Source organism: Streptomyces sp. NBC_01077 (assembly GCF_045162855.1).
Classification (GTDB): domain Bacteria; phylum Actinomycetota; class Actinomycetes; order Streptomycetales; family Streptomycetaceae; genus Streptomyces.
The window spans coordinates 1,135,816-1,161,081 of the sequence record NZ_CP108669.1 but is presented as its reverse complement, the minus strand read 5'-3'; the positions used below and the strand labels follow the sequence as shown (position 1 = coordinate 1,161,081).

19 protein-coding genes and 2 pseudogenes are annotated in these 25,266 nt (G+C 71.0%); 15 read left to right on the top strand and 6 right to left on the bottom strand.

Annotated features, from left to right (window positions below; translation table 11 throughout):
* Positions 1-21 precede the first annotated feature (21 nt).
* Entirely contained in the window at positions 22-2,355 is a 2,334-nt protein-coding gene (gene secD / locus OG462_RS05240) for a protein translocase subunit SecD (protein WP_406054882.1), read from the top strand.
* A gap of 62 nt (positions 2,356-2,417) precedes the next feature.
* On the opposite strand, the gene mgt is transcribed toward secD, so the two are convergent.
* Complete coding sequence (gene mgt / locus OG462_RS05235) at positions 2,418-3,620, bottom strand: macrolide-inactivating glycosyltransferase (RefSeq protein WP_406054880.1); 1,203 nt, start codon at positions 3,618-3,620, stop codon at positions 2,418-2,420.
* 10 nt (positions 3,621-3,630) lie between these two features.
* Positions 3,631-4,911 carry an FAD-dependent monooxygenase gene (locus OG462_RS05230; RefSeq protein ID WP_406054878.1) on the bottom strand — a complete coding sequence of 427 codons (1,281 nt, stop codon included), beginning with the start codon at positions 4,909-4,911 and terminating at the stop codon, positions 3,631-3,633.
* Between the two features lie 111 nt (positions 4,912-5,022).
* Here OG462_RS05230 and OG462_RS05225 point away from each other — a divergent pair, with 111 nt between their 5' ends.
* The 5 genes and pseudogenes from OG462_RS05225 to OG462_RS05205 all read left to right on the top strand — a co-directional run bounded on the left by OG462_RS05225 (position 5,023) and on the right by OG462_RS05205 (position 11,322).
* On the top strand, positions 5,023-5,580 hold the full coding sequence (locus OG462_RS05225; protein ID WP_406054876.1) for a TetR/AcrR family transcriptional regulator: 558 nt from the start codon (positions 5,023-5,025) through the stop codon (positions 5,578-5,580).
* A 141-nt stretch (positions 5,581-5,721) separates the two neighbouring features.
* Positions 5,722-6,432 (top strand): NPP1 family protein, encoded by a 711-nt coding sequence (locus tag OG462_RS05220; protein ID WP_406066374.1) that lies wholly within the window; start codon positions 5,722-5,724, stop codon positions 6,430-6,432.
* Positions 6,433-6,645: 213 nt separating this feature from the next.
* A pseudogene (locus OG462_RS05215) lies at positions 6,646-8,735 on the top strand (pectinesterase family protein).
* 142 nt (positions 8,736-8,877) lie between these two features.
* The gene (locus tag OG462_RS05210; RefSeq protein WP_406054874.1) at positions 8,878-9,984 is read left to right on the top strand and encodes a hypothetical protein; all 1,107 of its coding nucleotides are present in this window, start codon (positions 8,878-8,880) and stop codon (positions 9,982-9,984) included.
* A gap of 162 nt (positions 9,985-10,146) precedes the next feature.
* Positions 10,147-11,322, top strand: coding sequence for an alpha-hydroxy-acid oxidizing protein (locus OG462_RS05205; protein ID WP_406066373.1), 1,176 nt, complete (start codon positions 10,147-10,149; stop codon positions 11,320-11,322).
* A 33-nt stretch (positions 11,323-11,355) separates the two neighbouring features.
* Here OG462_RS05205 and OG462_RS05200 read toward each other — a convergent pair whose 3' ends face one another.
* From OG462_RS05200 to OG462_RS05185, 4 genes and pseudogenes are all read right to left on the bottom strand, one after another.
* Positions 11,356-12,180, bottom strand: a complete 825-nt coding sequence (locus OG462_RS05200; protein ID WP_406054872.1) for an aldo/keto reductase — start codon at positions 12,178-12,180, stop codon at positions 11,356-11,358.
* A 57-nt stretch (positions 12,181-12,237) separates the two neighbouring features.
* Positions 12,238-13,262: pseudogene (locus OG462_RS05195) on the bottom strand (MFS transporter).
* Positions 13,263-13,420: 158 nt separating this feature from the next.
* The gene (locus tag OG462_RS05190) at positions 13,421-13,831 is read right to left on the bottom strand and encodes a heme-binding protein (RefSeq protein WP_406054870.1); all 411 of its coding nucleotides are present in this window, start codon (positions 13,829-13,831) and stop codon (positions 13,421-13,423) included.
* A 47-nt stretch (positions 13,832-13,878) separates the two neighbouring features.
* Positions 13,879-15,081, bottom strand: a complete 1,203-nt coding sequence (locus OG462_RS05185; protein WP_406054868.1) for an MFS transporter — start codon at positions 15,079-15,081, stop codon at positions 13,879-13,881.
* Positions 15,082-16,544: 1,463 nt separating this feature from the next.
* Between OG462_RS05185 and OG462_RS05180 the strand changes: the two genes are divergently transcribed.
* The 9 genes from OG462_RS05180 (at position 16,545) to OG462_RS05140 (ending at position 25,173) form a co-directional block, all read left to right on the top strand.
* Positions 16,545-18,266: an enoyl-CoA hydratase-related protein gene (locus tag OG462_RS05180; RefSeq protein ID WP_406054866.1), complete on the top strand. Its 1,722-nt coding sequence runs from the start codon at positions 16,545-16,547 to the stop codon at positions 18,264-18,266.
* Between the two features lie 34 nt (positions 18,267-18,300).
* On the top strand, positions 18,301-19,395 hold the full coding sequence (locus OG462_RS05175; RefSeq protein ID WP_406054864.1) for a hydrogenase expression protein HypE: 1,095 nt from the start codon (positions 18,301-18,303) through the stop codon (positions 19,393-19,395).
* A gap of 90 nt (positions 19,396-19,485) precedes the next feature.
* Positions 19,486-21,270, top strand: coding sequence for a nickel-dependent hydrogenase large subunit (locus OG462_RS05170; RefSeq protein ID WP_406054862.1), 1,785 nt, complete (start codon positions 19,486-19,488; stop codon positions 21,268-21,270).
* Entirely contained in the window at positions 21,267-21,824 is a 558-nt protein-coding gene (locus OG462_RS05165; RefSeq protein ID WP_406054861.1) for a hypothetical protein, read from the top strand. The genes OG462_RS05170 and OG462_RS05165 overlap by 4 nt, the downstream gene beginning before the upstream one ends.
* Positions 21,821-22,480 (top strand): DUF5947 family protein, encoded by a 660-nt coding sequence (locus OG462_RS05160; RefSeq protein WP_406054860.1) that lies wholly within the window; start codon positions 21,821-21,823, stop codon positions 22,478-22,480. Before OG462_RS05165 ends, OG462_RS05160 begins: the two co-directional genes overlap by 4 nt.
* Positions 22,477-23,115: a DUF6084 family protein gene (locus tag OG462_RS05155; protein WP_406054858.1), complete on the top strand. Its 639-nt coding sequence runs from the start codon at positions 22,477-22,479 to the stop codon at positions 23,113-23,115. The genes OG462_RS05160 and OG462_RS05155 overlap by 4 nt, the downstream gene beginning before the upstream one ends.
* Positions 23,112-24,509 (top strand): hypothetical protein, encoded by a 1,398-nt coding sequence (locus tag OG462_RS05150; RefSeq protein WP_406054856.1) that lies wholly within the window; start codon positions 23,112-23,114, stop codon positions 24,507-24,509. The genes OG462_RS05155 and OG462_RS05150 overlap by 4 nt, the downstream gene beginning before the upstream one ends.
* Entirely contained in the window at positions 24,506-25,036 is a 531-nt protein-coding gene (locus OG462_RS05145; protein ID WP_356683199.1) for a hydrogenase maturation protease, read from the top strand. Before OG462_RS05150 ends, OG462_RS05145 begins: the two co-directional genes overlap by 4 nt.
* The gene (locus OG462_RS05140) at positions 25,033-25,173 is read left to right on the top strand and encodes a DUF6893 family small protein (RefSeq protein ID WP_399221532.1); all 141 of its coding nucleotides are present in this window, start codon (positions 25,033-25,035) and stop codon (positions 25,171-25,173) included. Before OG462_RS05145 ends, OG462_RS05140 begins: the two co-directional genes overlap by 4 nt.
* Positions 25,174-25,266 lie beyond the last annotated feature (93 nt).

Below are 25,266 nucleotides of genomic sequence, written 5' to 3'. Positions count from 1 at the left end.
TGCGCCGCCCGTGGAGTAACCGTGTCCTCTCGTTCCGCGCTGTGGCGTGCGCTGCTCGCGCTCGCCGTCGTCGCACTGTCCCTCTGGATCACCCTCACCACCCCGCCCCGCCTCGGACTCGACCTCCGAGGGGGGACCCGTATCGTCCTCCAGACCGAGGACGGACCCGCCGCCCGAGCCGACGCCGCGTCCACCGACCGTGCCCTGGAGGTGCTCCGCAAGCGCGTCGACGGTCTCGGCGTCGCCGAAGCCTCGCTCGCCCGCTCCGGTGAACGGCGCATCGTCGTCGAACTCCCCGGACTGCGCGACCCGCGCCAGGCCGCCGAAGTCATCGGCCGTACGGCCCAGCTCACCTTCCACGCCGTCACCGGCGAGGCCCGGGATCCCGCCGGACCGGCTGCGGCGAACGGGCCACGCGTCCTCGCCGACCCCGACGCGCCCGGCCGATTCCTCGGCCTCGCCGCACCCGCGCTCACCGGCGACGGCGTCAAGAGCGCCGAGGCCGTGCTCGACACCACGAGCGGCCGGGGCTGGACGGTCGACCTCACCTTCCGCGACCGCGCCGCCGACACCTGGGCCCGGCTGACCGGCGCCGCCGCCTGCGCGGCGCCCGGGGAGCCGGCCCGCAGGGTCGCGATCGTGCTCGACGGACGCATCGTCTCCGCGCCCGCCATGCAGAGCGGCGTCCCGTGCGGCTCGGGCATCGGCGGCGGCTCCGCACAGATCACCGGCGGATTCTCCGGGCAGGAGGCACGCGATCTCGCGGCCCTCGTCGAGGGCGGAGCCCTGCCGGTTCCCGTGACGACGATCGAGCAGAGCACCGTGGGACCGACGCTCGGCGCCGAGGCGATCCGGGCCAGCGCCCTGGCCGCGCTGATCGGACTCGCCTGCACCGGAGTCTTCGTGATGGTGATCTACCGGCTCCTCGGCGTCCTCGCGACGATCGCGCTCCTGCTCTACGGGCTGATCTCGTACGCCGCGGTGGTCGCCCTCGGGGCCACGCTCACACTGCCGGGCCTCGCCGGATTCGTCCTGGCCATCGGCATCGCCGTCGACGCGAACGTCCTCGTCTTCGAACGCGCGAGGGAGGAGTACGCGGCACTGGGCCGGGCCGCGACCGGGCGTGATCTGCGGCGGCCGCTGACGACGGCGTTCGGCAAGGTGTGGAGCGCGGTCGCGGACTCCCACGTCACCACCCTGCTCGCGGCGGGCCTGCTGTTCGTCTTCGCCACAGGACCCGTCAAGGGCTTCGGTGTGACCCTCGCGATCGGCGTCGTGACCTCGCTCCTCACCGCGATGGTGATCACCCGCCTCCTCGCCGATCTGACGCTGCGCCTGCCCGTGGTGCGCCGGCGACCCGCCGTCACGGGCATGGCGGGACTCGGCCGGCTGCGGACCCGGCTGACCCGCCGGGTGCCGCGCCTGATGGCCCACCGGCGCCGCTGGCTGCTCTCCTGCGCCGGGCTCCTGATGGTGGCCCTCGCCGGAATCGGGGTCCGGGGCGTGGAGTTCGGCGTCGAGTTCACCGGCGGCCGGGTCGTCCAGTACACGGCCGAACGGCCCGTCGACGCCGACGCGGCGCGCGAGGCCGTCGCGGCCGCCGGATTCCCCGACGCCGTCGTGCAGACGACCGGCGACAGCGACGTGTCGGTACGCGTCCGGGAGAGCGGGGACGCCGAACAGGGGGAGATCCGGGAGGCCCTCACCCGGGTCGCGGGCCCGGTGGACGTGGAGCGCGACGACCTGATCGGCCCCAGCCTGGGAGGGGAGCTGCGCACCCACGCCCTGCTCGCGCTCGGTCTCGCGGTCGCGGCCCAACTCCTCTATCTGACCGTACGGTTCCGCTGGACGTACGCGACGGCGGCGGTGGCCGCGATGACACAGGACGTGCTGCTCGTGATCGGCCTGTTCGCCTGGCTCGGCAAGCCGGTGGACAGCGTCTTCCTCGCCGCGCTCCTGACCGTCGTCGGCTACTCGGTCAACGACTCCGTGGTCGTCCTCGACCGGCTGCGGGAACTGCGGCGCCGCGGCGGAGGTGTTCCGCTGGCGGACCTCGCCGACCGGGCCGTCGCCCAGACCCTGCCCCGTACGGTCAACACCGGTATGGGGGCGCTCTTCGTCCTGGTGGCGCTCGCCGCCCTGGGCGGCGACTCGCTCACCGACTTCTCCATCGCACTGCTCGCGGGGGTCGTGCTCGGCATGGCGTCCACGGTGTTCACGGCGATGCCGTTGGCCGTCGCCCTGGAGACCAGGAACCCGGCGGCGGTCGCGGCCTCCGGCAGCGGCAGTGGCTCCGGGGCAGGCCGGCGGGCGGGCGGCGCCGGCGACCGGGAGCGCTCGGGCGCCGTGGTCTGACCCGGCCGGTGCCTGCCCGTCGCCCCACTCCGTACGAGGGGTGAAACGGGCAGGCCTCCCGGTCACGAGCCCGCGAGTTCGGCCTCGATCAGGTCGGCGGCCCGGCGCGTGCCGCCCTCGCGGGCCATCGACTCCTGGATCTCCCGTGCACGGTGGGCCACTTCGGGATCGCCGACGAGCGCGAGCAGGTCCTCCCTCAGCCGCTCCGGGGTGACCTCGTCCATCGGCAGATGCCGCGCCACGCCCAGGGCCTGGAGCATGTCGGCGTTCCCGAACTGGTCGACGGCCTGAGGCACGGCGACCATCGGGGTCGCCGTGGCCAGGCCCTCCTGGCTGCCTCCAGCGCCCGCGTGGGTCACGAAGGCGTCGGCCTGCCGCAGGATCGCCAACTGGGGTACCCAGGAGTGCACTTCGACGTTGGAGGGCACGTCGCCGAGCTCGGCCGGGTCGACGAACTTCCCGATCTGCAGGACGACATGCCAGCCGGGAAGCCCGGCGAACGCCTCGACACAGTCCCGGTAGAAGCCCGGCAGCTTGGTGAAGGCGGAGCCGAGCGAGACCAGGACCACCTTCTCCGCGTCCACCGGCCGCTGCCAGCCGCCCTGCTCGGCGCGCTCGCCCTGGCACGCGCCGACGAAGGTGTACACGGACTCGTCGACCCGGTCGGCCTGCGGCTGGAGCGCCTTCGGGATGAGCACGAGCGCGCGGCGCGGGCGGGCGACGAACCTGTCCGGGTCGGTGTCGAGGCCGTGCCCGGCGAGCCAGGCCTCGAACCGCGCGTAGTACGCCTTGCCGCGCTGTGAGGCCTTGAGCTCGGCGAACATCGGCTCGGCGACCTCCTCCTCGTATCCCTCCCACGGCACGAGGTTCGGCCACAGCGAGACCGCCGGCACTCCCCAGGTGTGGGCGAGGATGCGGGCCGGGTAGGCGGTGATGTCGTGCAGGACGAGGTCCGGCCGGTCCTTGTCGAAGGCCTCGGCGAGCTGCGGCAGTGCCTGCATGCCATCGCTCAGGAAGGGTTCGAGGTTGTCGATCAGCTCCGTTCCCCAGGCGTCCGGGTCGTCGTCGGTCGGCAGGGTCGAGGTGTGGACGACGGGAGTGGCCCCCGTCTCCGCGACCTTGTCGGCGAAGGACGCGGGGATGGCGTAGCTGACACGGTGGCCACGCGCGACGAGCTCACGGATGACGTCCAGGCTCGGGTTCACGTGGCCGTGTGCGGCGATGGAGAACATGGCGATGTGTGCGGGGGGCGGGGTGGCGGTCATGACGGCCACTCTAGATGAGACGAGACGTCTCGTCTATTTGATTCTCCGGTTCCAGGCTCGGGGCGGTCCAGTCGGCGTGCCGCAGGATCGCGCGGACGGTGGCGCCGGACGGAGCCGCTCGGAGCGCGGTGTTGCGCAGGGAGACGGCGACGGGGTGGGTGAGCTGCTGGCCCATGCGGCCGGCCCGGCGGGCCGCGCGCGCGACGGCCTGACTGCGGGGCCGCCGCTCGGCGTCGTACCGGGCGAGTGCCGCGTCGATGTCGGCGGTCGCCGTTCGGGACTCGCTGCCGGACGGCGTCGTACGGGAGTCGATGGGGGGCGGCGTCGCACGGGAGTCGGTGCCGCTCGCGAGCGCGGCCGCCAGTGTCACCGCGTCCTCCAGCGCCTGGCAGGCGCCCTGGCCGAGGTTCGGAGTCATGGCGTGGGCCGCGTCGCCGAGCAGGGCGACCCGGCTGGAGACGAACGTGGGCAGGGGAGCGGTGAGTTCGTGGATGTCGTGGTGCAGCACGGCGTCGGGGTGCGTGGCGGCGAGCAGTGCGGGGATCGGGTCGTGCCAGTCGCCGAAGCGGCGGTGCATTTCGTTCAGCGGGTCCGCGTGTCGTACGCCGGGGCGCGAGTTGAGCACGGCGTGCCACTCGGCGCGCCCGCCGGTGAGCGCGATGTGCCCGAACTCGGCGCCCCTGCCCCAGGTGAGTTCGAAGTCGGACGTGAGCGGGACGGGAGTGTCGGTGATCGCGCGCAACACGGTGGATCCGCTGTAGACGGGGCCGGGATGGCCGGGGAACAGCCGGGTGCGGAGGCGGCTGTTCACGCCGTCGGCGGCCACGACGAGGTCTGCTTCCCGTACGCCGTCCGTGTCCTTCTCCCCGGTGAACACCCTCATCAGGTGCGGATCGGTGAGGTCCACCGATGTCACCTCGGCCCCGACGACGACGGACTCGGCAGGCAGCGCCGCTCGCAGTGTCCGGTGCAGCGCGGCGCGTGGGATGCCGACGATCGGCGTGCCGAGTTCCCTTTCGAGCGCGGCACCGTCCATCCGGGCCAGCCAGCCGCCGCCCGGGACGCGCGTGCCTCCGGTGTACTGCGGCCGGGCGGCTTCGCGCACCGCCTCGCCGACTCCGAGGGCGTCCAGGGCGCGGATGCCGTTGGCGTGCAGGGAGATGCCGGCGCCGACGTCGTCGAGGACGGGGGCGCGTTCGAGGACCGTCACCTCCCATCCGATCCGGCGCAGTCCGATCGCGGCGGCCAGTCCGCCGATGCCGCCTCCGACCACCACGGCGTTGCCGCCCATGCTCAACCCCCTTCCGGCGGCCGCCTGTCGGCCGCACCTCGATGCTTCTACATCTGTAGAAGCGTCGCGGGGAAAACGTACACCTCCTCTCTACAGGTGTAGAAAGGGGGGATGTCCGCCACCAGACGCATGCTCCTCGCCGACACGGCCATCGACGTCCTCGCCGAACACGGCATGCGAGGGCTCACGCACCGCGCCGTGGACCGGGCCGCCGATCTGCCGCCGGGCACCACGTCCGCGTACTACCGCACGCGGCAGGCGCTGCTCACCGCGCTCGTCCAGCGACTGGTCGCGCTCGATCAGGAGGAGCTCCAGGAGGCGGGGGAGCGCACCCCGGTGCCACTCGATGCCGAGGAACTCGCCGCGGGGCTCGCCGCGTTCGCCGAGCGTCGGCTGACCGGGGACGGGCGGCGTCGATCCCTCGCGCGTTACGCCTGCGCTCTGGAGAGCGTGCACCAGCCCGAGTTGCGGGAGATTCTCGTGCCGCGCGACAACGCCGGCCGCCGGGTCGTCCAGGCCTTCCTGGCCGCGCGCGGCCTCGCGGACGCCGACGAACGTACCGTCACCTTGCTGACCTGCGTGGACGGACTGGTCTTCGACCGGCTGGTCAACGGGGGATCCGTCTCGGTCGGGGAGGTGGGGCGGTTGGTCGCGGCCGCGACCCGCTGAATTCATGATCGAACCCCACTTATCGTGAGCTGTCCATGCCAAGATGTCGCCTGTCGAGTCATGCCGCCCGACCCAGGGGACACAGTGAAGACACAGGTGTACGCCACCAGGAGCGCGCTCGCCCTCGCCGGCGCCCTCACGATGATCATCGCCCTGCCCAGCAGCGCGTTCGCCGCACCGCCCGGCGCCCTGCCTCCCAACGCCGACGGCCTGGAACAGACCTTCCAGCCGGCCTACGACTACGACACGGACGGCTGCTACTCCACGCCCGCGATCGGACCCGACGGCACGATCAACGGCGGGCTCAACCCGTCCGGCGCCCTCAACGGCCAGTGCCGTGACTCCTGGGACCTCACCCAGACCAACGGATACTCCCGCGCGAAGTGCAACAACGGCTGGTGCGCGATCATCTACGGCCTGTACTTCGAGAAGGACCAGGCCGTGGCCGGCAGCGGCCTCGGGGGACACCGCCACGACTGGGAACACGTCGTGGTGTGGGTGCAGAACAACCAGGCGCAGTACGTCTCCACGTCCGCCCACGGCAACTTCAACACCTACGGCCGGGACGCGATCCGCTGGGACGGCACCCACCCGAAGGTCGTCTACCACAAGGACGGCATCGGCACGCACTGCTTCCGTCCCGCCAACTCCAACGACGAGCCGCCGGAGAACCACCAGCACAGCTGGCAGTTCCCGAGCCTCGTCGGCTGGAACGGCTACCCCGCGGGCCTGCGCGACAAGCTCAGCCAGGCCAACTTCGGCAGCGCGGTGTTCGGCCTGAAGGACGGCAACTTCGCCCCCCACCTGGCCAAGGCCAAGCCCGCCGGCATCCCCTTCGACCCGTACGCCTGACCCGACGTCACCCCGAGTGCCGGCGGGCGGCCGGTAGTTCAGCCGCAGATGGCCCGATCACCGAAACCGATCACCGAAACCGAGATCGATCACCGAACCGAAACCGATACCGATACCGAGATCGATCGCACGACGGCAACCTTTCCCCTCCCCGTGGCGACTAGCGTCTGCCCGCCTTCCCGGCGGGCACCCCCACGCGGAAGGACGTGCGACATGACCGAGGTACGAGGCAGGGCGAGGCACCGCAGACGCGCCAGACGCTGGTGATCGGTGTCCCGGCGGTGCTCGCCGTGGCGGGGGTACTGGCGTACGGCACGGCCTTCGGCGTGTTCGGCGCGGACGCGCGGGCAGGCGCGACGGCCGCGGAGGCGACGGCCGCGGAGGCGCCCGCCTGGGCGCGTGCCGTCGCCGACGGCTTCGCGTCCGTCGACGCGCTGGGGCAGCAGGGCACGTACGGCGGGCGGGACGGGGCGACGGTCACGGTCCGGAACCTCGCCGACCTCGAGAAGTACGCGACCGCCCCGGAGCCGTACGTCATCGTCGTGGCCGGGACGATCACGGTGAACCCCACGGGCAAGGAGATCAAGGTCGCCTCCGACAAGACCATCGTCGGCTCGGGGACGTCCGGCCACATCGTCGGCGGCGGCTTCCTCCTCGGACAGGGCGTCCACAACGTCATCATCCGGAACCTGACGATCCGTGACGCGTACCAGGGCATCTGGAACGACAAGGAACACGACTTCGACGCCGTCCAGATGGACGGCGCGCACCACGTGTGGATCGACCACAACGACCTGCGGAACATGGCCGACGGCCTCATCGACAGCCGCAAGGACACGACGTACGTGACCGTGTCCTGGAACAGGCTCGGCCACAACAACAAGACCTTCGGCATCGGTTGGACCGAGAACGTCACGGCCGACCTCACGATCCACCACAACTGGTTCCGCGAGACCGAGCAGCGCAACCCGTCCACCGACAACGTCGCCCACGCGCACCTCTACAACAACCTCCTCCAGGACGACCCGGGTACGGACATCACGTCGTCGTACGGGAACTACGCGCGCGGAAGGACGCGGATGGTCCTGGAGAACAGCGTCTTCCAGGGCGTGAACAACCCGGTCATCAAGGACGGGACGGCGGCGCTGGTACAGCGCGGCAACGTCTTCTCCGGTACGACGGGCCGCAACGAGAGCGGCGGCGCGGCCTTCGACCCGAAGACGTACTACTCGTACACGCTCGACCCGACGGCCGAAGTGCCGGCGCTGCTCAAGTCCGGTACGGGGCCGCGCTCCTCGATCGGCACGGCGAGCACGATGCCGACTGCCGCGCCGGCCGCCGCGCCGACCGTCCTCACCGTGGCCAAGGACGGCAGCGGCCGCTTCACGAGCGTCCAGAAGGCCGTCGACGCCGTACCGGCGGGCAACAACGCGCGGGTGGTGATCCGGGTCGCGCCCGGGGTCTACCGCGAGACGGTGAAGGTCCCCGCGAACAAGCCCCGGGTCACCATCGAAGGCACGGGCGGCAGCCGCAAGGACACCGTCATCGTCGAGGGCCACGCCTCCGGAATGACCAGGCCGGACGGCTCCGGGACGTACGGGACGGGCGGCAGCGCCACCGTCGCGGTCGAGGCCGACGACTTCCAGGCGCGGAACCTGACCGTCTCCAACGACTTCGACGAGGCCGCGAACCGGAACCTGAGCGGGCACCAGGCCGTCGCCCTGCGCACGGCAGCCGACCGGATCCTCCTCGACGGCCTCATCGTCAGCGGCGACCAGGACACCCTCCTGCTCGACACCGCCGCGAAGGACAGACTCGGCCGGGTGTACGTCACCAACTCCTACGTCATCGGCAACGTCGACTTCGTCTTCGGGCGGGCCACGGCGGTGATCGACAGGTCGGTCCTCACCCTGAAGAAGCGCTGGGACGGCACGTCGGCGGGTTATGTGACGGCCCCGAGCACCCCGGCGGGCCGCAAGGGCTTCCTGATCACCCGCTCCACGGTGAACGGGGACGTCACCGAAGCAAGCTTCTTCCTCGGCCGCCCCTGGCACGCGGGCGGAGACGCGACGCTCTCTCCCCAGGCGACGTTCCGCGAAAGCGTCCTCAGCAGCGCCGTGAAAAGCACTCCCTGGACGGACATGAGCGGCTTCTCCTGGAAGGCGGACCGCTTCGCGGAATTCCGCAACACCGGCCCCGGCGCCGGCCCCGCCCACACGGACCGCCCCCACCTCACCGCGACGGAGGCAGCCGCCCAGGACACGGCCCATTGGCTGGGCGACTGGACCCCGACGACGGGCTGACAACCCCCGCCGCCCTCCTGGAACTCATAGCCCCCGGGCCTCAGCGCCCCGCCCCCAGCTGCGGTCATGCGATCACCGTCATGCGATCATTCGGAGGCCCTGGGGCGGGCCGGGAATCGGTGTTCGATGCAAGGAGCGCAGTGTGAACGCGGGTAGGGGGCCGGGCGATTCGTCCGTGCCGGACGACGAGTGGGAGCGGTTCCTACGGGACTCCGTGGAGGGTGTCGCGGACGCGCCCAAGGAGCCGTCCGCGCGGGCCCGGGTCGTGACGGAGCGGCTCCGCGACGAGCCTGCGGGGGGCGAGGGATGGCGTACGTACACGCCCGCCCCGCCCCGGCGGAAGAAGGGCCGGTACCTGGTCGGGCTCCTTGCCGCCGTGGCGCTGCTGGTCGTGGCGTTCGACCCGTGGGAAATGATCGGCTCGTCCGACGGGGACGGGAAGTCCGGACCGCCGCTCGCCCAGGAGTCGGAGCGTCCGACCGGCGCGCCGCCCGTGGAGCCGGCCCGACTCCCCACGCTCGACGAGCCGTTCAGGGGCTCACCCGCCGCGCGCTGGGCGGACGGCACGGCCGGGATCACGGTCCCTGCCGCACGGGCGACCGGATGGATGAGCAAGGCACAGGTGGAGAAGGCGCTCCGGCAGACCCGTGACTTCCTCGCCGCGTCCAGCCTGGACCCGGCCGTGCTGCGCGGCGAGCGCCCCACGAAGGCGATCGCCCTGATCAACCCGCACCAGAAGGACGTCAAGGACTATCTGGCCGCCGCGTTCCGTACCACCCCGACCGAGGCGAACGACCCGCTCCTCCTCTTCAGCCGTTTCGACACGTCGTACGCGCGCGTGGTCGGCGACACCGTCAAGACCCGCGGTCGGATGACGTTCCGGGAAGGCGATCGCGGCGCCCTTCAGGTGACCACCGACGTCACCTACGTCTACCCCGTCGTGCAGGCGGAGGCGGGCAGCGACGAGGTCGTGCGCACCATCGTGCGGCGCGAGGTCGTGCTGAACTGGGACGACCCCTCGAAGATCATCACCGAGCCGGGCACCTTCTCCCTCGTCTCGTACAAGGTCGACATGACCAACGGCGGCTGCGACACCCACACCGGCTACTTCACCCCGGAGTTCGGTGCGGACGGGTCGGCCACCGGCGCGACCGGCGGCGAGGCCGTCGACCCGTACGACCGCAGTGCGTCGATGCCCGACGGGACGGGGAGCCCGGACGGCGGGTGCAGGACCGCGACGCGTTCCTAGGTCGTGTCCGGAAAGTCCCGCCTGGACCTCCCGCACATTCCCGGCCGTCGTTCCATGGTCACGGAGGCAGGTGGCGGGCACGATGGTGGCCACCACAGCGCGGCGACCCTCTCCCAGCAGGAGGGGCGCGCCGACAGGAACCGGAAGGGACACGTCACGCCCATGCCCCAGCACTACGGCGACTACCAGCACGAGATCTACTTCGACGGGCTCTTCGGCGTCCTCCCCACGCAGCCGATGACCTTCGCCGAACTGGAGACGAAGGCGAGGGCGGCGCTCCCGCCCTCGCTGTGGTCGTACGTGGCGGGCGGCGCGGGTGACGAGTACACTCAGGAGGCCAATGTCACGGCCTTCCGCACGTGGGGGCTCGTGCCGCGCATGATGGTCGGCGCGGCCCAACGCGATCTGTCCGTCGATCTGTTCGGGATGAAGCTGCCGTCCCCGCTGTTCATGGCGCCGGTCGGGGTGATCGGCCTCTGCGCCCAGGACGGGCACGGCGACCTGGCGACCGCCCGCGCCGCCGCCCGCACCGGCGTGCCGATGATCGCCTCCACGCTCACCGTCGACCCGATGGAGGACGTCGCCGCCGAGTTCGGCGACACACCGGGCTTCTTCCAGCTCTACACGCCCACGGACCGCGACCTCGCGGAGAGCCTCGTACGCCGGGCCGAGGCCGCCGGATTCAAGGGCATCGTCGTCACGCTCGACACCTGGATCACCGGCTGGCGGCCGCGTGACCTCGCCACCAGCAACTTCCCCCAGCTGCGCGGACACGCGCTCGCGAACTACACCTCCGACCCCGTCTTCCGCGCCCGCCTCGCCAAAAGCCCCGAGGAGGATCCGCGCGCCGCCGTCCTGGAGTGGGTCGGCGTCTTCGGCAAGCCGCTCGTCTGGGACGACCTGGCCTGGCTGCGCTCACTCACCGACCTGCCGATCGTCCTCAAGGGCATCTGCCACCCCGAGGACGTCCGGCGCGCCAGGGACGGCGGCGTGGACGGCATCTACTGCTCCAACCACGGCGGCCGTCAGGCCAACGGAGGCCTGCCCGCCCTGGATGCCCTGCCCGGCGTGGTCGCCGCCGCCGAAGGACTTCCCGTGCTCTTCGACTCCGGGGTCCGCAGCGGCGCCGACATCGTCAAGGCACTCGCCCTCGGGGCCACGGCGGTGGGCGTCGGCCGTCCCTACGCGTACGGACTCGCCCTCGGCGGCACGGACGGCATCGTCCACGTCCTCCGCTCCCTCCTCGCCGAGGCCGACCTGATCATGGCGGTCGACGGCTACCCGACCCTCGCCGACCTCCGCGCGGACGGCGCCCTGCGCGCCGTCCGCCCGCAATGACGTCGAGGAAGCGCAGATGCCGGGGCGGGCTGCTCAGTTGAGGGTGTCGGGGTCCGGCCCGGTGCGCAGCCCGCGGTCGAGGCCGCCGAGCGCGCTCATCTCCTGTGCGGAGAGGTCGAAGTCGAAGACGTCGATGTTCTCGCGGATACGGGCGGGGGTGACGGACTTCGGAATCACGATGTTCCCGAGCTGGAGGTGCCAGCGCAGCACCACCTGGGCGGGGGACTTCCCGTGCCGGGCGGCGATCTCCGCGATGGCCGGGTCGGCGAGAACGGCACCCTGGGCGAGCGGGCTCCACGCCTCGGTGGCGATGGAGTGGGCGGCGTGCAGTTCGCGGAGTTCCCGCTGCTGGAGCGCGGGGTGGAGCTCGATCTGGTTGACGGCCGGCACGAGGTCGCTGCTGTCGAGCAGCCGCTTCAGGTGTGCGGGCTGGAAGTTGGAGACTCCGGCGGTGCGGACCCGCCCGTCGGCGACCAGCGTCTCGATGGCACGCCAGGTGTGGACGTACAGGTCTCGCGCCGGAGTGGGCCAGTGGATCAGGTACAGGTCCACGTGGTCGAGGCCGAGCTTGGCGAGGCTGTCGTCGAAGGCCCGCAGGGTGGAGTCGTACCCCTGGTCGGCGTTCCAGAGCTTGGTGGTCACGAAGAGCTCGTCGCGGGCGATACCGGAGTCGGCGAGCGCCCGTCCGACGCCGGCCTCGTTGCCGTAGATCGCGGCGGTGTCCACGGAACGGTAGCCGGCCTGGAGAGCGTGGCCGACGGCGGCGGTGGTCTCGTCGTCGGGGACCTGGAAGACGCCGAAGCCGAGCTTCGGGATCTCCACGCCGTTGTTGAGCGTGAGGGTGGGGAGGTGCGACATGGGTGGACTGCTTTCTCTGCGTTCGGTGGTGGGGGATGGGCGGAGTGCCGGCCGGTGTCAGCGGCGGCCGGCGACGGCGAGCGACCGGTCGGCCGTTGCCTCGGTCGCGGACACCTCGGCGCGGGTGCGCCTGTCGAGGCGGGACGCCAGGAAGGCCAGGAGCAGGGCGCCTGCGGAGAGGAGGGCGCCGACCCAGTTGGGGGCGGTCCAGCCGAGGCCTCCGGCGATGACCGCGCCGCCGAGCCAGGCGGCGAGGGCGTTGCCGAGGTTGAAGGCGCCGATGTTGGCGGCGGAGGCCAGGGTGGGGGCTGCGGAGGCCTGGTCGAGGACCCACTTCTGCAGCGGCGGGACGGTGGCGAAGCCGAGCGCGCCGATCAGGGTGAGGGTGATCGCGGCGGGCACCTTGTTGTGCGCGGTGGCGGTGAAGGCGAGGAGCGTGAGCGAGAGCGCACCGAGGGTGAGGAGCAGCATGGGCATCAGGCGCCGGTCGGCGAACCTGCCGCCGAGCAGGTTGCCCAGGAACATGCCGATGCCGAAGAGGACGAGCAGCCAGGTCACGGCGCCCTCCGTGTAGCCGGAGACCTCGGTCATCATCGGGGTGATGTAGGTGATCGCGGCGAACATTCCGCCGTAGCCGAGCACGGTCATCGCCATGGCGAGCCAGACCTGGACGTTCTTGAACGCGGCGAACTCGGTGCGGACGTCCTGCGTCTCGGGCGTGCCCTCCTCGGGGATCAGCTTGGCCACGCCGAGGAAGCCGATCACGCCGAGGGCGGCGACGATGGTGAAGGTGACGCGTCAGCCGGCGTCCTGACCGATGTTGGTGCCGAGCGGGACGCCGACGATGTTGGCGACGGTCAGTCCCATGAACATCAGGGAGAGCAGCATCTTCTTCCGGGACACCTTGGTGCCCAGCACGGTCAGGAGCGGGGCACCGAACACGACACCGAGGGTGTAGCCGGTCACCAGCCAGCCGGCGGTGGGATCGAGACGCCGAAATCGCCCGCGACCTGGGGCAGGACACCCATGATCAGGAATTCGGTGGTGCCGATACCGAAGGGGCCGGTTCGGCCAGATGACATTTCGATTCGAGATCGCATTGGCTACCTGACCTGCGCAAACGAACAACACGAGCCGTGATCGCGGACAGAGACCACATCGGTGGCGTAGTTGAGGCTGATCGGGTCGAGGACGCCGGCCGACCAGGCGTGCCCTGGTCGGCAAGACCTCCTGCGGGGCGTCATCGGGATCGGGACAGCTCTTGGAGCGCGGTGGTGGCGATGGAGTGGTCCTGTTCCGGGGCGCCACCGCCCACGCCGACGGCGCCGACGAGACGTCCGTCGCGGTGCACGGGCACGCCGCCGGCGATGAAGAGCAGCGGCCGGTCGAGGGCGGTCGGCAGTGAGTGGAACGGGCCGTCGGGCTTGACGAGGTCGACCAGGTCGGCCGTGGGGGCGTCGAGCTGGAGGGCGGTGTACGCCTTGCGGGTGCTGGTCTCGCCGGAGATCAGCACGGCCCGGTCGTCGCGGCGGAAGGCGAGCAGGTGTCCGCCGGCATCGAGGACGGTGACACTGACCGTCACCCCGGCGGCGTCGGCTGCGTGACGGACGGCGGTGATCAGGGTCTCGGCGTCGTGGATGGTGAGGCTCATGAGGGCGCTTTCCTTGTAGTGGGGGATGGGGGATGGGGGAGGAAGGGTCAGTGGTGTACGGGGATGCGGGCGTCGGTGTCGACGGTGGGGGCGTCGTCGGTCGCCGGGGCCCGGCGCTCCAGTGCGGCAGACCAGAGGGCGAGGCCGAGTGCGGAGGCGGCGAGGATGGCGCCGACCCAGTTGGGTGCGGTGTAGCCGAGGCCGGCGGCGATGACGAGGCCGCCGAGCCAGGCGGCCAGCGCGTTGCCGAGGTTGAAGGCGCCGATGTTGACGGCGGATGCCAGCGTCGGTGCGCCGTGCGCCTGGTCGAGGACGCGCTTCTGCAGCGGCGGGACGGTGGCGAAGCCGAGCGCTCCGACGAGGAAGATGGTGATCGCGGCGAGGACCTTGTCGTGGGCGACCACGGTGAAGAGGGCGAGGACGATCGCGAGCCCGCCGAGTGCGGCGTACAGCAGGGGCATCAGCGCGCGGTCGGCGAACCGGCCGCCGAGCAGGTTGCCGAGGAACATCCCCACGCCGAAGAGGACGAGGAGCCAGGTGACCGCGCCGTCGGAGTAGCCGGCGACCTCGGTCATCATCGGTGCGATGTAGGTGATCGCGGCGAAGACACCGCCGAAGCCGAGCACGGTCATCGCCATCGCGAGCAGCACCTGCGGATTGCGGAACGCCTTCAGCTCCCGGCGCAGATGGGAGGCCTCGGGACGGGGCATGGCGGGGACGAGCTTGGCGATGCCGAGCAGACCGACCACACCGAGTGCGGCGACGACGGCGAAGGTGGTGCGCCAGCCGACCGCCTGCCCGATGAAGGTGCCGAGCGGCACGCCGACGATGTTGGCGACGGTGAGGCCGGTGAACATGGTGGCGATGGCGCCGGCCTTCTTGTCCGGGGCGACGAGGTCGGCGGCGACGACGGATCCGATGCCGAAGAACGAGCCGTGGGCGAGGGAGGCGATCACGCGGCCGGTCAGCATCATCCCGAAACTCGGGGCGAGGGCGGAGACCAGGTTGCCGAGCACGAACAGGCCCATCAGCAGCATGAGCATCCGCTTGCGGCTGACCTTGTTGCCGAGGACGGTCAGCAGCGGTGCGCCGATGACGACGCCGAGTGCGTAGCCGGTGACCAGGAGGCCTGCGGTGGGGATGGAGACGCCGTAGTCGGCGGCGATCTCGGGCAGCAGGCCCATGACGACGAACTCAGTCGTTCCGACCCCGAAGGCCCCAACTGCTAGGGCGAGGAGTGCGAGCGGCATGGCTCATCCCTTCTGTGATTGCTTGAGTAGGCTCTTTACGCGCCTCCACAATAGTTGCATACGCGCTATAGATGCAATCGCGGCTAGTCGGTGTGCTCGGGATGGCGGTGATTGCATACCCAGCGGGCGGCGCCGACGTTCCGGCGTCTCGGCGCGTGGTGGAAGAATCCGGGTCCCGGTGCGATGTCGGGGCCGGTCGGCACTGCTGGCGCAAGGAGGGTGAGGCGCATGGCCTCCACCGTCGCAACGAGCAGGCCCCGCGTGCGGCCTCGGTGCGGCCGATCAGTGCGTAAGACACCGAAGGTGATCGAGGCAGAGGTTCGTGCTCGGTCGTCTTGGCCTCGCGTGACTCGGTCATGCCAGCCCCGAATACGGGCCGGCCGTCGCCGTCGTCGACCGTTTCGGTGGACGGGGCGGCGGCCGCTTACAAGCCCCCGCCACAGGGCGGAACCCGCCCGGTGCCACCCCGCCGTCACCTTGCGCCCCGGGCTGTCGGTCGGCTCTTCCGAGAGCATGGCCTAATCCGGGGGTCACCATCGCCTTGAAGAAGGGGTGCTTCCATGCGGAAATGGCGTTCCCCGCCGGTGTGGCGGAACTTCTTGGGTCGCACGTACACAGGAGGTCGCAGGGCCTACCGCGAGGCTGTATGACCACCTCTGCTTCGGCAAAGCAGGGGCTGCTGGTGCGGTGTTGGGAGGTGGCACATTGCATGCTGGCTCTACTGACGGGTTGCCAAGTTGCGGCTTGGGCTCGCCCGGTGTCACTCATGGCATGGTGATCTACTGGGTGCCAGCAGCTTCTTCGTCTGCTGGTGGTACAGCAGTGACACCCACGATGATCAGGGGATACGGCGGCACGCGCGACTCTTTGGAGACGGCTGGTCCGGGAATGGTCCGGATCTTGGTGAGTGCGGTGCCCGGAGCGGCGGGGATCGGGTGGGTTCTGGGAGCCATAGGGGGCAGGGAGGGTGAGTGGGGGGCCACTGCTGGTGGCCCCGGCTCGCCGCCGGGGCCACATGCGTAAGTAACGCTGCCCTCCTGCACGGCAACGGTCTGCCAGTGCCTCGGCCAAGGCGGCCTTGGGCTTGTGAGGGGTTAGTCACCGCCGCCGCAAAGGACAGGTGCCCCCAGCGGATGCCACCCGCATGGCGCAGCAGACCTCGCCCTCGTGCCGCTAGGGCGCTGTGGTCGGCCCCTCCTCGGCAACCTTCCGTCCCTTGCCGCGCCCCGGTGCGTGCGCATCCGCGTACCTGTTGGAGTTCCGTTCTTCCACGAGCCGCGTGGCGCGTCACCTGGGCGTCGCACCGCTGGGATGGCCGCCAATCGGTCGGACGCGCGCCTCTAACGGGTGAGGTAAGGGCCCCGTCGCCCTCCTCCCCGGCCTGCGGTGTCCGAGGATCGCAGGCGGTCGGTGGACGGCCCTTCCAGGGCCGTTCCATCCACTGCAATCCGGAGGGGCCATCCATGCGCATCCTGCTCGTCGCCAGCAGCTTCAACAGCCTCACCCAGCGCGTCCTGGTCGAGCTGGGCGACCGCGGGCACACCGTTCCCGTAGAGGTCACCCCCGACGGGGCTGCCGTGCGCGAGGCCGTGGCGCGCCACGCGCCCGACCTGGTCGTGGCCCCCCTGCTGAAGGCTGTCGTGCCCCGTGACGTGTGGACGGCGCACCGTTGTCTGATCGTGCACCCGGGGCCCGTGGGCGACCGCGGCCCGTCCTCGCTTGACCACGCGATCCACGACGGGGTCGAGGAGTGGGGCGTCACCGTCCTCCAGGCCGACGAGGAGATGGACGCGGGCGACGTCTGGGCGACCGCCGCCTTCCGCGTCCCGGAGGTCGGCAAGAGCGATCTGTACCGCAACGAGCTGTCCGACGCCGCCGTGGCCGCCGTACTGCTCGCCGTCGAGAGGGTCGCCGCCGGGGCGACACCGCGTCCGCAGACCGGCGAGATCCGCGCCCGTCCCGCACTCCGTCAGGAGGAGCGTCGGATCTCGTGGGGCGAGGACACCACCGAGACCGTGCTGCGCACCCTGCGGGCCGCCGACTCGCAGCCCGGTGTGCCGGACCGGCTGCTCGGCGCCGAGTGGTTCCTGCACGGCGGCCACGCGGAGGACGGTCTGCATGGTCGGCCCGGTGCCCTGCTTGCGACCCGGGCGGGCGCGGTCTGCCGCGCCACCGTGGACGGAGCGGTCTGGATCCCCGAGCTCCGTGCCCGCACCGGCCGTGGCAGGCCGCGTGCATGCAAGCTCCCCGCCACCCGGGCCCTCGCCGGCCGGCTGCCGGAGCTCCCCGAACTGCCGGCGCCCGCCGACCCGGCGCCGGGCCGGAGTACCTGGTCCGACATCCGGTACCGCGAGCAGGGACCGGTCGGCGTTCTGTCCTTCGCGTTCCCCGGCGGGGCGATGAGCACCGACCAGTGTCGCCGCCTGTTGGACGCGTACGAGACCGCCCTCGGGCGTCCCACTTCCGTCCTGGTACTCGGAGGGCAGCGCGACTTCTTCTCCAACGGCATCCATCTGAACGTCATCGAGGCCTCCGCCGACCCTGCCGCAGAGTCCTGGGCCAACATCAATGCCATGAACGACCTGGTCGAGGCGGTTCTCACCACGACCGACCGGCTGGTCGTGAGCGCGATCGGCGGCAACGCCGCCGCCGGCGGGGTGATGCTTGCCCTCGCCGCCGACGAGGTCTGGTGCCGTTCGGGGTCGGTGCTCAATCCGCACTACCGGCGCATGGGTCTGTACGGATCGGAGTACTGGACCCGCACCCTGCCCGGAAAGGTGGGCGAGGCCCTGGCCGCGCGCCTCACCGAAGAGGCGCGGCCGGTGTCCGCCGCGGCATCGCTGGACATGGGCCTGGTCGACCGGGTTGTCGACTGCGGACCCGGGGAGTTCACTGCCGAGATCACCCGATTGGCCCTCCGTCTGGCATCCCGTAGCGGGCTTCAGCCGCGGATCGCGGCGAAGAAGGCGGAGCTCGAGCGCCTGGAGTCCGTCGTTCCCCTTGCGGCCTGTCGTGAGCAGGAGCTCTCCCGGATGCGGTCGATCTTCGACGACCCCGCTGCGAGCTACCACGCACGGCGCCGGGCCTTCGTCCGGAAGGAGGCCCCCGAGCGGAGCTCCCGGACGGCCCAGGTGCGGGCGGGGGCAGATCGGCCGACTGTTGAGCAAGACCTAGGCCTGACATGAGGCCTTCGCCCCACCCCTCCTCAGGAGGCGACCCATGAGCGCAGCAAAGCCGGCCCCGGCCCCGGTCCAGGACCAGGCCCAGGGTGCCGCACCCGGCAGCGAAGAGAAGCCGATCCACATCCTCTGGATTAACGCGGGTCTGAGCTGCGACGGCGACTCGGTGGCCCTGACCGCCGCCATGCAGCCCAGCATCGAGGAGATCGCCCTCGCGGGGCTGCCTGGGCTGCCCAGGATCGCGGTCCACTGGCCGCTGATCGACTTCGAGTGCGGTCCGGTGGGCGGCGCCGACACGTTCATCGAGTGGTTCTTCAAGGGGGAGCGGGGCGAGATCGACCCGTTCGTACTGGTCGTCGAGGGATCCATCCCGAACGAGGCCATCAAGCAGGAGGGCTACTGGAGCGGCTTCGGCGACAACCCGGAGACCGGTCAGCCCATCACGACCAGCGAGTGGATCGACCGGCTGGCACCCAAGGCCCTCGCCGTGGTCGCGATCGGCACCTGCGCCACGTACGGCGGCATTCACGCCATGGCGGGGAACCCGACCGGTGCGATGGGTCTCCCGGACTACCTCGGCTGGGACTGGAAGTCGCATGCCGGCATCCCCATCGTGTGCGTGCCCGGCTGCCCCATCCAGCCGGACAACTTCGCGGAGACGCTGACCTACCTGCTCTATCAGGCGGTCGGCTCCGCGCCCATGATCCCGCTGGACGACAAGCTCCGCCCGACCTGGCTGTTCGGGGCGACCGTGCACGAGGGCTGCGACCGGGCCGGCTACTACGAGCAGGGCCAGTTCGCCTCGACGTACGACTCACCCAAGTGCCTGGTCAAGCTCGGCTGCTGGGGCCCGGTCGTCAAGTGCAACGTCCCCAAGCGCGGCTGGATGAACGGCATCGGCGGCTGTCCGAACGTCGGCGGCATCTGCATCGCGTGCACGATGCCCGGATTCCCGGACAAGTTCATGCCGTTCATGGACGAACCTCCCGGCGGCAAGGTCTCCAGCACCGCCAGCGGCGTGTACGGCTCCGTCATCCGCCGCCTGCGGACCATCACGGCCAAGACCGTGGACAAGGAGCCGAAGTGGCGGCACACCGGCGAGCGCATCACCACCGGCTACCGGCCGCCCTGGTGACCGTGACGCCATCGCGCCATCCCCGCAGGACCTCCCATCCATCCCACTGTTCGCGAAGTCGAAGAGTTGACGAAGGGCACCACAGCGACCATGGCATCTCCGGCGAAGACGACGGGTGACGGCTCCGGCCTTGTGGAGATGGCCTGGGACCCCATCACCCGGATCGTGGGCAGCCTCGGCATCCACACGAAGATCGATTTCAAGCAGAAGCGCGTCGCGGAGTGCTACAGCACGTCCTCCGTCTTCCGCGGCTACAGCGTCTTCATGCGGGGCAAGGACCCCCGCGACGCGCACTTCATCACCAGCCGCATCTGCGGCATCTGCGGTGACAACCACGCGACCTGCTCCGTGTACGCGCAGAACATGGCGTACGGCGTGAAGCCCCCGCACCTAGGTGAGTGGATCATCAACCTCGGCGAGTCCGCGGAGTACATGTTCGACCACAACATCTTCCAGGAGAACCTGGTCGGGGTCGACTACTGCGAGAAGATGGTCCGCGAGACCAACCCCGGCGTCCTGGAACTTGCCGAGCGCACCGAGGCGCCGCACGCCGCCGAGCACGGCTACCGCACGATCGCGGACATCATGCGTTCCCTCAACCCCCTCGAAGGGGAGTTCTACCGAGAGGCGCTCCAGGTCAGCCGCTACACCCGGGAGATGTTCTGTCTCATGGAGGGGCGGCACGTCCACCCCTCCACCCTCTACCCCGGCGGTGTCGGCACGGTCGCGTCCGTGCAGCTGTTCACCGACTACATGAGCCGCCTCATGCGGTACGTGGAGTTCATGAAGCGGGTCGTCCCGCTCCACGACGACCTCTTCGACTTCTTCTACGAGGCACTGCCCGGCTACGAGGAGGTCGGCCGCCGCCGTGTGCTGCTCGGCTGCTGGGGCGCTCTCAACGATCCCGAGCACTGCGACTTCACCTACGCCAACATGAGCGACTGGGGCCGCCGGATGTTCGTCACCCCCGGTGTCGTCGTCGACGGCAAGTTGGTGACCAACGACCTCACCGAGATCAACCTCGGCATCCGCATCCTGCTCGGCAGCTCGTACTACGAGGACTGGGAGGGGCAGGAACAGTTCGTCACCCACGATCCGATGGGCAACCCGGTCGACCCGCGCCACCCGTGGAACCAGCACACGATCCCGGCCCCGCAGAAGCGGAACTTCGACGACAAGTACAGCTGGGTCATGTCCCCACGCTGGTTCGACGGCAAGGACCACCTGGCACTGGACACCGGGGGCGGCCCCCTCGCGCGCCTGTGGTCCACCGCGCTCTCCGGCCTCGTCGACATCGGCTACATCAAGGCCACCGGGCACAGCGTCGTCATCAACCTCCCCCGGACGATGACCAAGCCGGAGACCACCTTCGAGTGGAAGATCCCGAAGTGGAGCAACGCCCTGGAGCGCAACCGCGCCCGGACCTACTTCCAGGCGTACGCGGCCGCCGTCGCCCTGCACTGCGCCGAGAAGGGCCTGGAGGAGGTCCGCGCCGGACGCACGCAGACGTGGGAGAAGTTCGAAGTACCGGACGAGTCCATCGGCGTCGGCTTCACCGAGGCCGTACGAGGCGTCCTCTCGCACCACATGGTCATCAGGGACGGCAAGATCGCCAACTACCACCCCTATCCGCCGACGCCGTGGAACGCCTCCACACGGGACACGTTCGGGACCCCCGGCCCGTACGAGGACGCGGTGCAGAACACCCCGATCTTCGAGGAGAACACGCCCGAGAACTTCAAGGGCATCGACATCATGCGCGCCGTGCGCAGCTTCGACCCCTGCCTGCCGTGCGGCGTCCACATGTACACGGGCAACGGCAGGACCGTGAAGCAGATGCACGTGCCCACCGGCCTGAGCGGTCTGGCCGGATGAGCACGACCACCGCCGAACAGGCGGGCCGACGCGTCGAGGAGGTCCTGGACCGGCTGGCCGACAACGGTGACGCCGAGGCCTCCGCGGCCGCGGAGGAAGTCGTACGCGTCCTCATGGAGTTCTACGGCAGTGGCATCTCCCGCATGGTCGAGCTCCTCGGAAGCCCCGCCGCCCGTCCGCCCGCCGACCCGCTGGACCCGCTGCTCGCGGACGAACTCGTCGCGAGCCTCCTGAACCTGCACGGACTGCACCCCGAGGACGCGCCGACCCGTATCGACCGCGCCTTGTCCGCCCTGCCACAGCCCGTGGAGAACGCCGGGTTCGACACGGCGACGGGCGTGCTGCGGCTGCGGGTCACCGCCTCGACCGGCTGCGGCTGCTCCGGCACCCAGGAGTCCCTCCGCCAGGCGGCCGTGGACGCCCTCGCCTGCTTCGCCCCCGAGGTCACCGGGGTGGAGCTGGAGACCGGCGCCCCGCGCGAACCGGCGCTGCTCCAGATCGGCACCCGTCCGTCCCTCGCGGGCGCGGACGGCCGCTCGTCGGCGGCCCTGTGAACGGGCCGCCGAACGGCGCCGTGCGGCCCCCGCGGCCCACGGGCCTGCGCCGGTTCACCACCCCGCGTCCGCCCCGCGAGGAACGGTGCGAACTGTGTGGGGCGGCACTTGCGGCCGAGGTGCGTCACCCGCACCTCGTCGACACGGACAAGCGGGCCCTGGTCTGCGCATGCGGCCCGTGCGCGCAGCTGATGGACCGCTCCGCCGCCTCCCCGGGCCGCTTCCGGACGGTACCCGGCCGCTTCCTGAGCGACCCGGGGCACCGGATCGACGACCAGGCGTGGGAGTCGCTGCGGATCCCGGTCTCCGTCGCGTTCTTTTTCCGTAACTCCGCCCTCGACCGCCCGGTGGCGCTCTACCCGAGCCCCGCCGGCGCCACCGAGAGCGAGCTGGAGGACGACGCCTGGCGGTCCGTCCTCGACGCCACCCGGCTGGCCGCCCACATCGAACCCGACGTGGAGGCCCTGTTGCTCCGCCGCCACGAGGGCCGCACCGAGTGCTTCCTCGTACCGATCGACCTCTGCTACGAACTGGTGGGCCGCATGCGACTGCATTGGCAGGGGTTCGACGGGGGTGCGGAGGCGCGGGCCGACCTCGACGCCCTCTTCACGCACGTACGCGGCCTGGCACGCGAGCCGCAGGAGAGCCGGCCGTGACCGAGTTCTCCTTCGGCTGCACCGACGTCCGCGCCGATCCCTACGCGGCCGGACCCACGCTCGTGTTCCGGCTGAGGATCACCGCCACCGGCGGCACCCGGGTCCACGCCATGGCCCTGCGCTGCCAGATCCGTATCGAACCCGCCCGACGCGGCTACGACGACCACGAGGCCGCGGCCCTGGGTGACCTCTTCGGCGAACGCTCCCGGTGGGGCAGCAGCCTCAACCCGGTGCAGTTCGCCCAGGTCTCCGTCATGGTGCCCGGCTTCACCGGCGAGGTCGAGACCGACCTCGTCGTGCCGTGCACCTACGACACCGACATCGCCGCGTCCAGGTACTTCCGGGCGCTCTCCGACGGTGACGTCCCGCTGCTGCTGCTCTTCTCCGGCACCGCGTTCACCGGCGCCGGCGGCTTCCACGTCGAGCCCGTTCCCTGGGACAGGGAGGTCTCCCACCGCATGCCCGTGAAGGTGTGGCGCGAGATGATCGACCAGCACTTCCCCGGCTGCGGATGGATCCGGCTCCCGGGCGACGCGATGGACGCCCTGCTCGCCTACCGCTCGCGCCTGGCCCTCCCGTCGTGGGAGGCCACCGTCGAGTCCCTGCTCGAAGCGGCGGGGGAGAGGACAGCATGACCACCGTCGCCTTCACCCCCGGCACCGAGGCGCGGTTCGCCGTCGCCCGACACGTCGCCGACGCCGTCCTCTTCGAGGGGTACGTCCTCTACCCGTACCGTGCTTCCGCAGCGAAGAACCGGCTCCGCTGGCAGTTCGGAGTCCTGGTCCCGCCGTCCTGGAGCGCCTCCGCCGAGGAGCACGACTTCCAGCTCACCGAGTGCCTCATGGAGCCCAGGACCGGCGCCGAACTCGCCGTGGAGGTCCGATTCCTGTGCGCCCAGCGGCGTACCGTCGAGGAACTCCGCAGAGACGGGACCTTCGCTCCGACCGGCGAACTCCGTCTGCCCGACCGGGTTCTGGTGGCCTGGGACGAGGGCGTCGAGGAGCGCGTCACCCTCGTCGTCCCCGTCGCCGAACTGCGGGGCGACGGCCTCGCCCTGCCCTTCACCCGCCCCGCCGCCGAGGAGACCGAGGAGGTCACCGACGCCGACGGACGTGCCCTCGGCCGACTCGTACGCCGCCGCGAGGAGATCAGCGGCACCGTACGGATCTCGGCGGCAGAACTCGACGGCCCGTACCGTGTCGAGCGCCTCTCGGTCACGGTGGAGAACACCAGCGCCTGGACCGCCGAGCCGGACACCGACCGTCACGCGGCACTGCCGTACTCCCTCGTCGCCACCCACACCCTGCTCCGCCTCGACGGCGGTGCGTTCCTGTCGATGACCGACCCGCCGGAATGGGCCAGGGGCGCCGTCGCCGCCTGCCGCAACCTGCACACCTGGCCCGTGCTTGCTGGCGAACCCGGCCGTGACGACCTGATGCTGTCCTCGCCGATCATCCTGGAGGATCATCCGGCCATCGCGCCCGAGAGCCCCGGCGCCCTCTACGACGCGACCGAGATCGACGAGATCCTCGCCCTGCGCACGGCGGCCCTCACCGACGAGGAGAAGCGCGAGGCCAGGGGGACCGACGCCCGCGCGGCGGCGGTGATCGAACTGGCGGACACCATGCCGCCCGAAGTCCTCGAACGTCTGCACGGAGCGGTCCGGAGCCTCCAGAGCGTCACCGGAACCCCGAAGCCGGCCGGCAACATCCTCGAACCGGAGACGCCCTGGTGGGACCCGGGCGGCGACACCGGCGTCGATCCGGGCAACGACCATGTTCTCGTCGACGGACGCGCCGTCCGCGCGGGCAGCAGGGTCGTCCTGCGCCCTCGGCTCCGCCACACGGACGCCCAGGACCTGTTCCTCGACGGGCGCAGCGCTCTGGTCGAGGCGGTCCTCCACGACGTCGACGGAGGAGTCCACATCGCGGTCACCGTGGAGGACGACCCGGGCGCCGACATCCGCCGCGAACAGGGCCGGTTCCTCTACTTCCAGCCCGACGAGGTCGAAGCCCTGGAGGACATGTGAACGGCCCGGCGCCCGAGGCCGGAGAGCCCGGTACGGCCCGCACCCTCGTGGCAGGGGTGGGCAACATCTTCCTCGGCGACGACGGCTTCGGCGTGGAGACCCTGCGGAGACTCACCCGCGAGGAACTCCCCGCCTCCGTCGAGCTGGCCGACGTCGGCGTCCGGGGCGTCCACCTCGCCTACGAACTCCTCGACGGCTGGGACACCCTCGTCCTCGTCGACGTCACGGCCCGCGGCGGCGCACCGGGGACGCTCTATCTGATCGACGCCTCGGCGGCCGGCGACCGAGGCCGCGGTACCGAGCCCGCGCCGCTCGACGGCCACCGGATGACGCCCGACGCCGTCCTCGCCCTGCTCGACACCCTGTGCGCGGGAACCGGAGCCGCGCCGCCACGGCGGATCCTCGTCGTCGGCTGCGAACCGGCCTGCCTCGACGAGGGCATCGGGCTCAGCCCGCAGGTCGCCGCGGCCGTTCCCGAGGCCGTGCGCATGGTGACCGAACTGGTCCGCCAGGAAGCCGTCGTATGAAGACCGAAACGGAGAGCACCATGCACAGGAACGTCCTCGGCGCCGCAGCCGCCGCCATCGCCGCCCTGGCCGTCGCGGCCGTCGTCGTCGGAGTCCTTCCCGACCTCCGGCGCTACCTGCGCATCAGCAGGATGTGACCCCCCGCCTGCTCGGTGGCGGCTGCACCGAATGGACGACACAGCCGTCCGGTCCCGGCGCGCCGGGCGTTGGCCCGCCACCCCCCGTTCTCT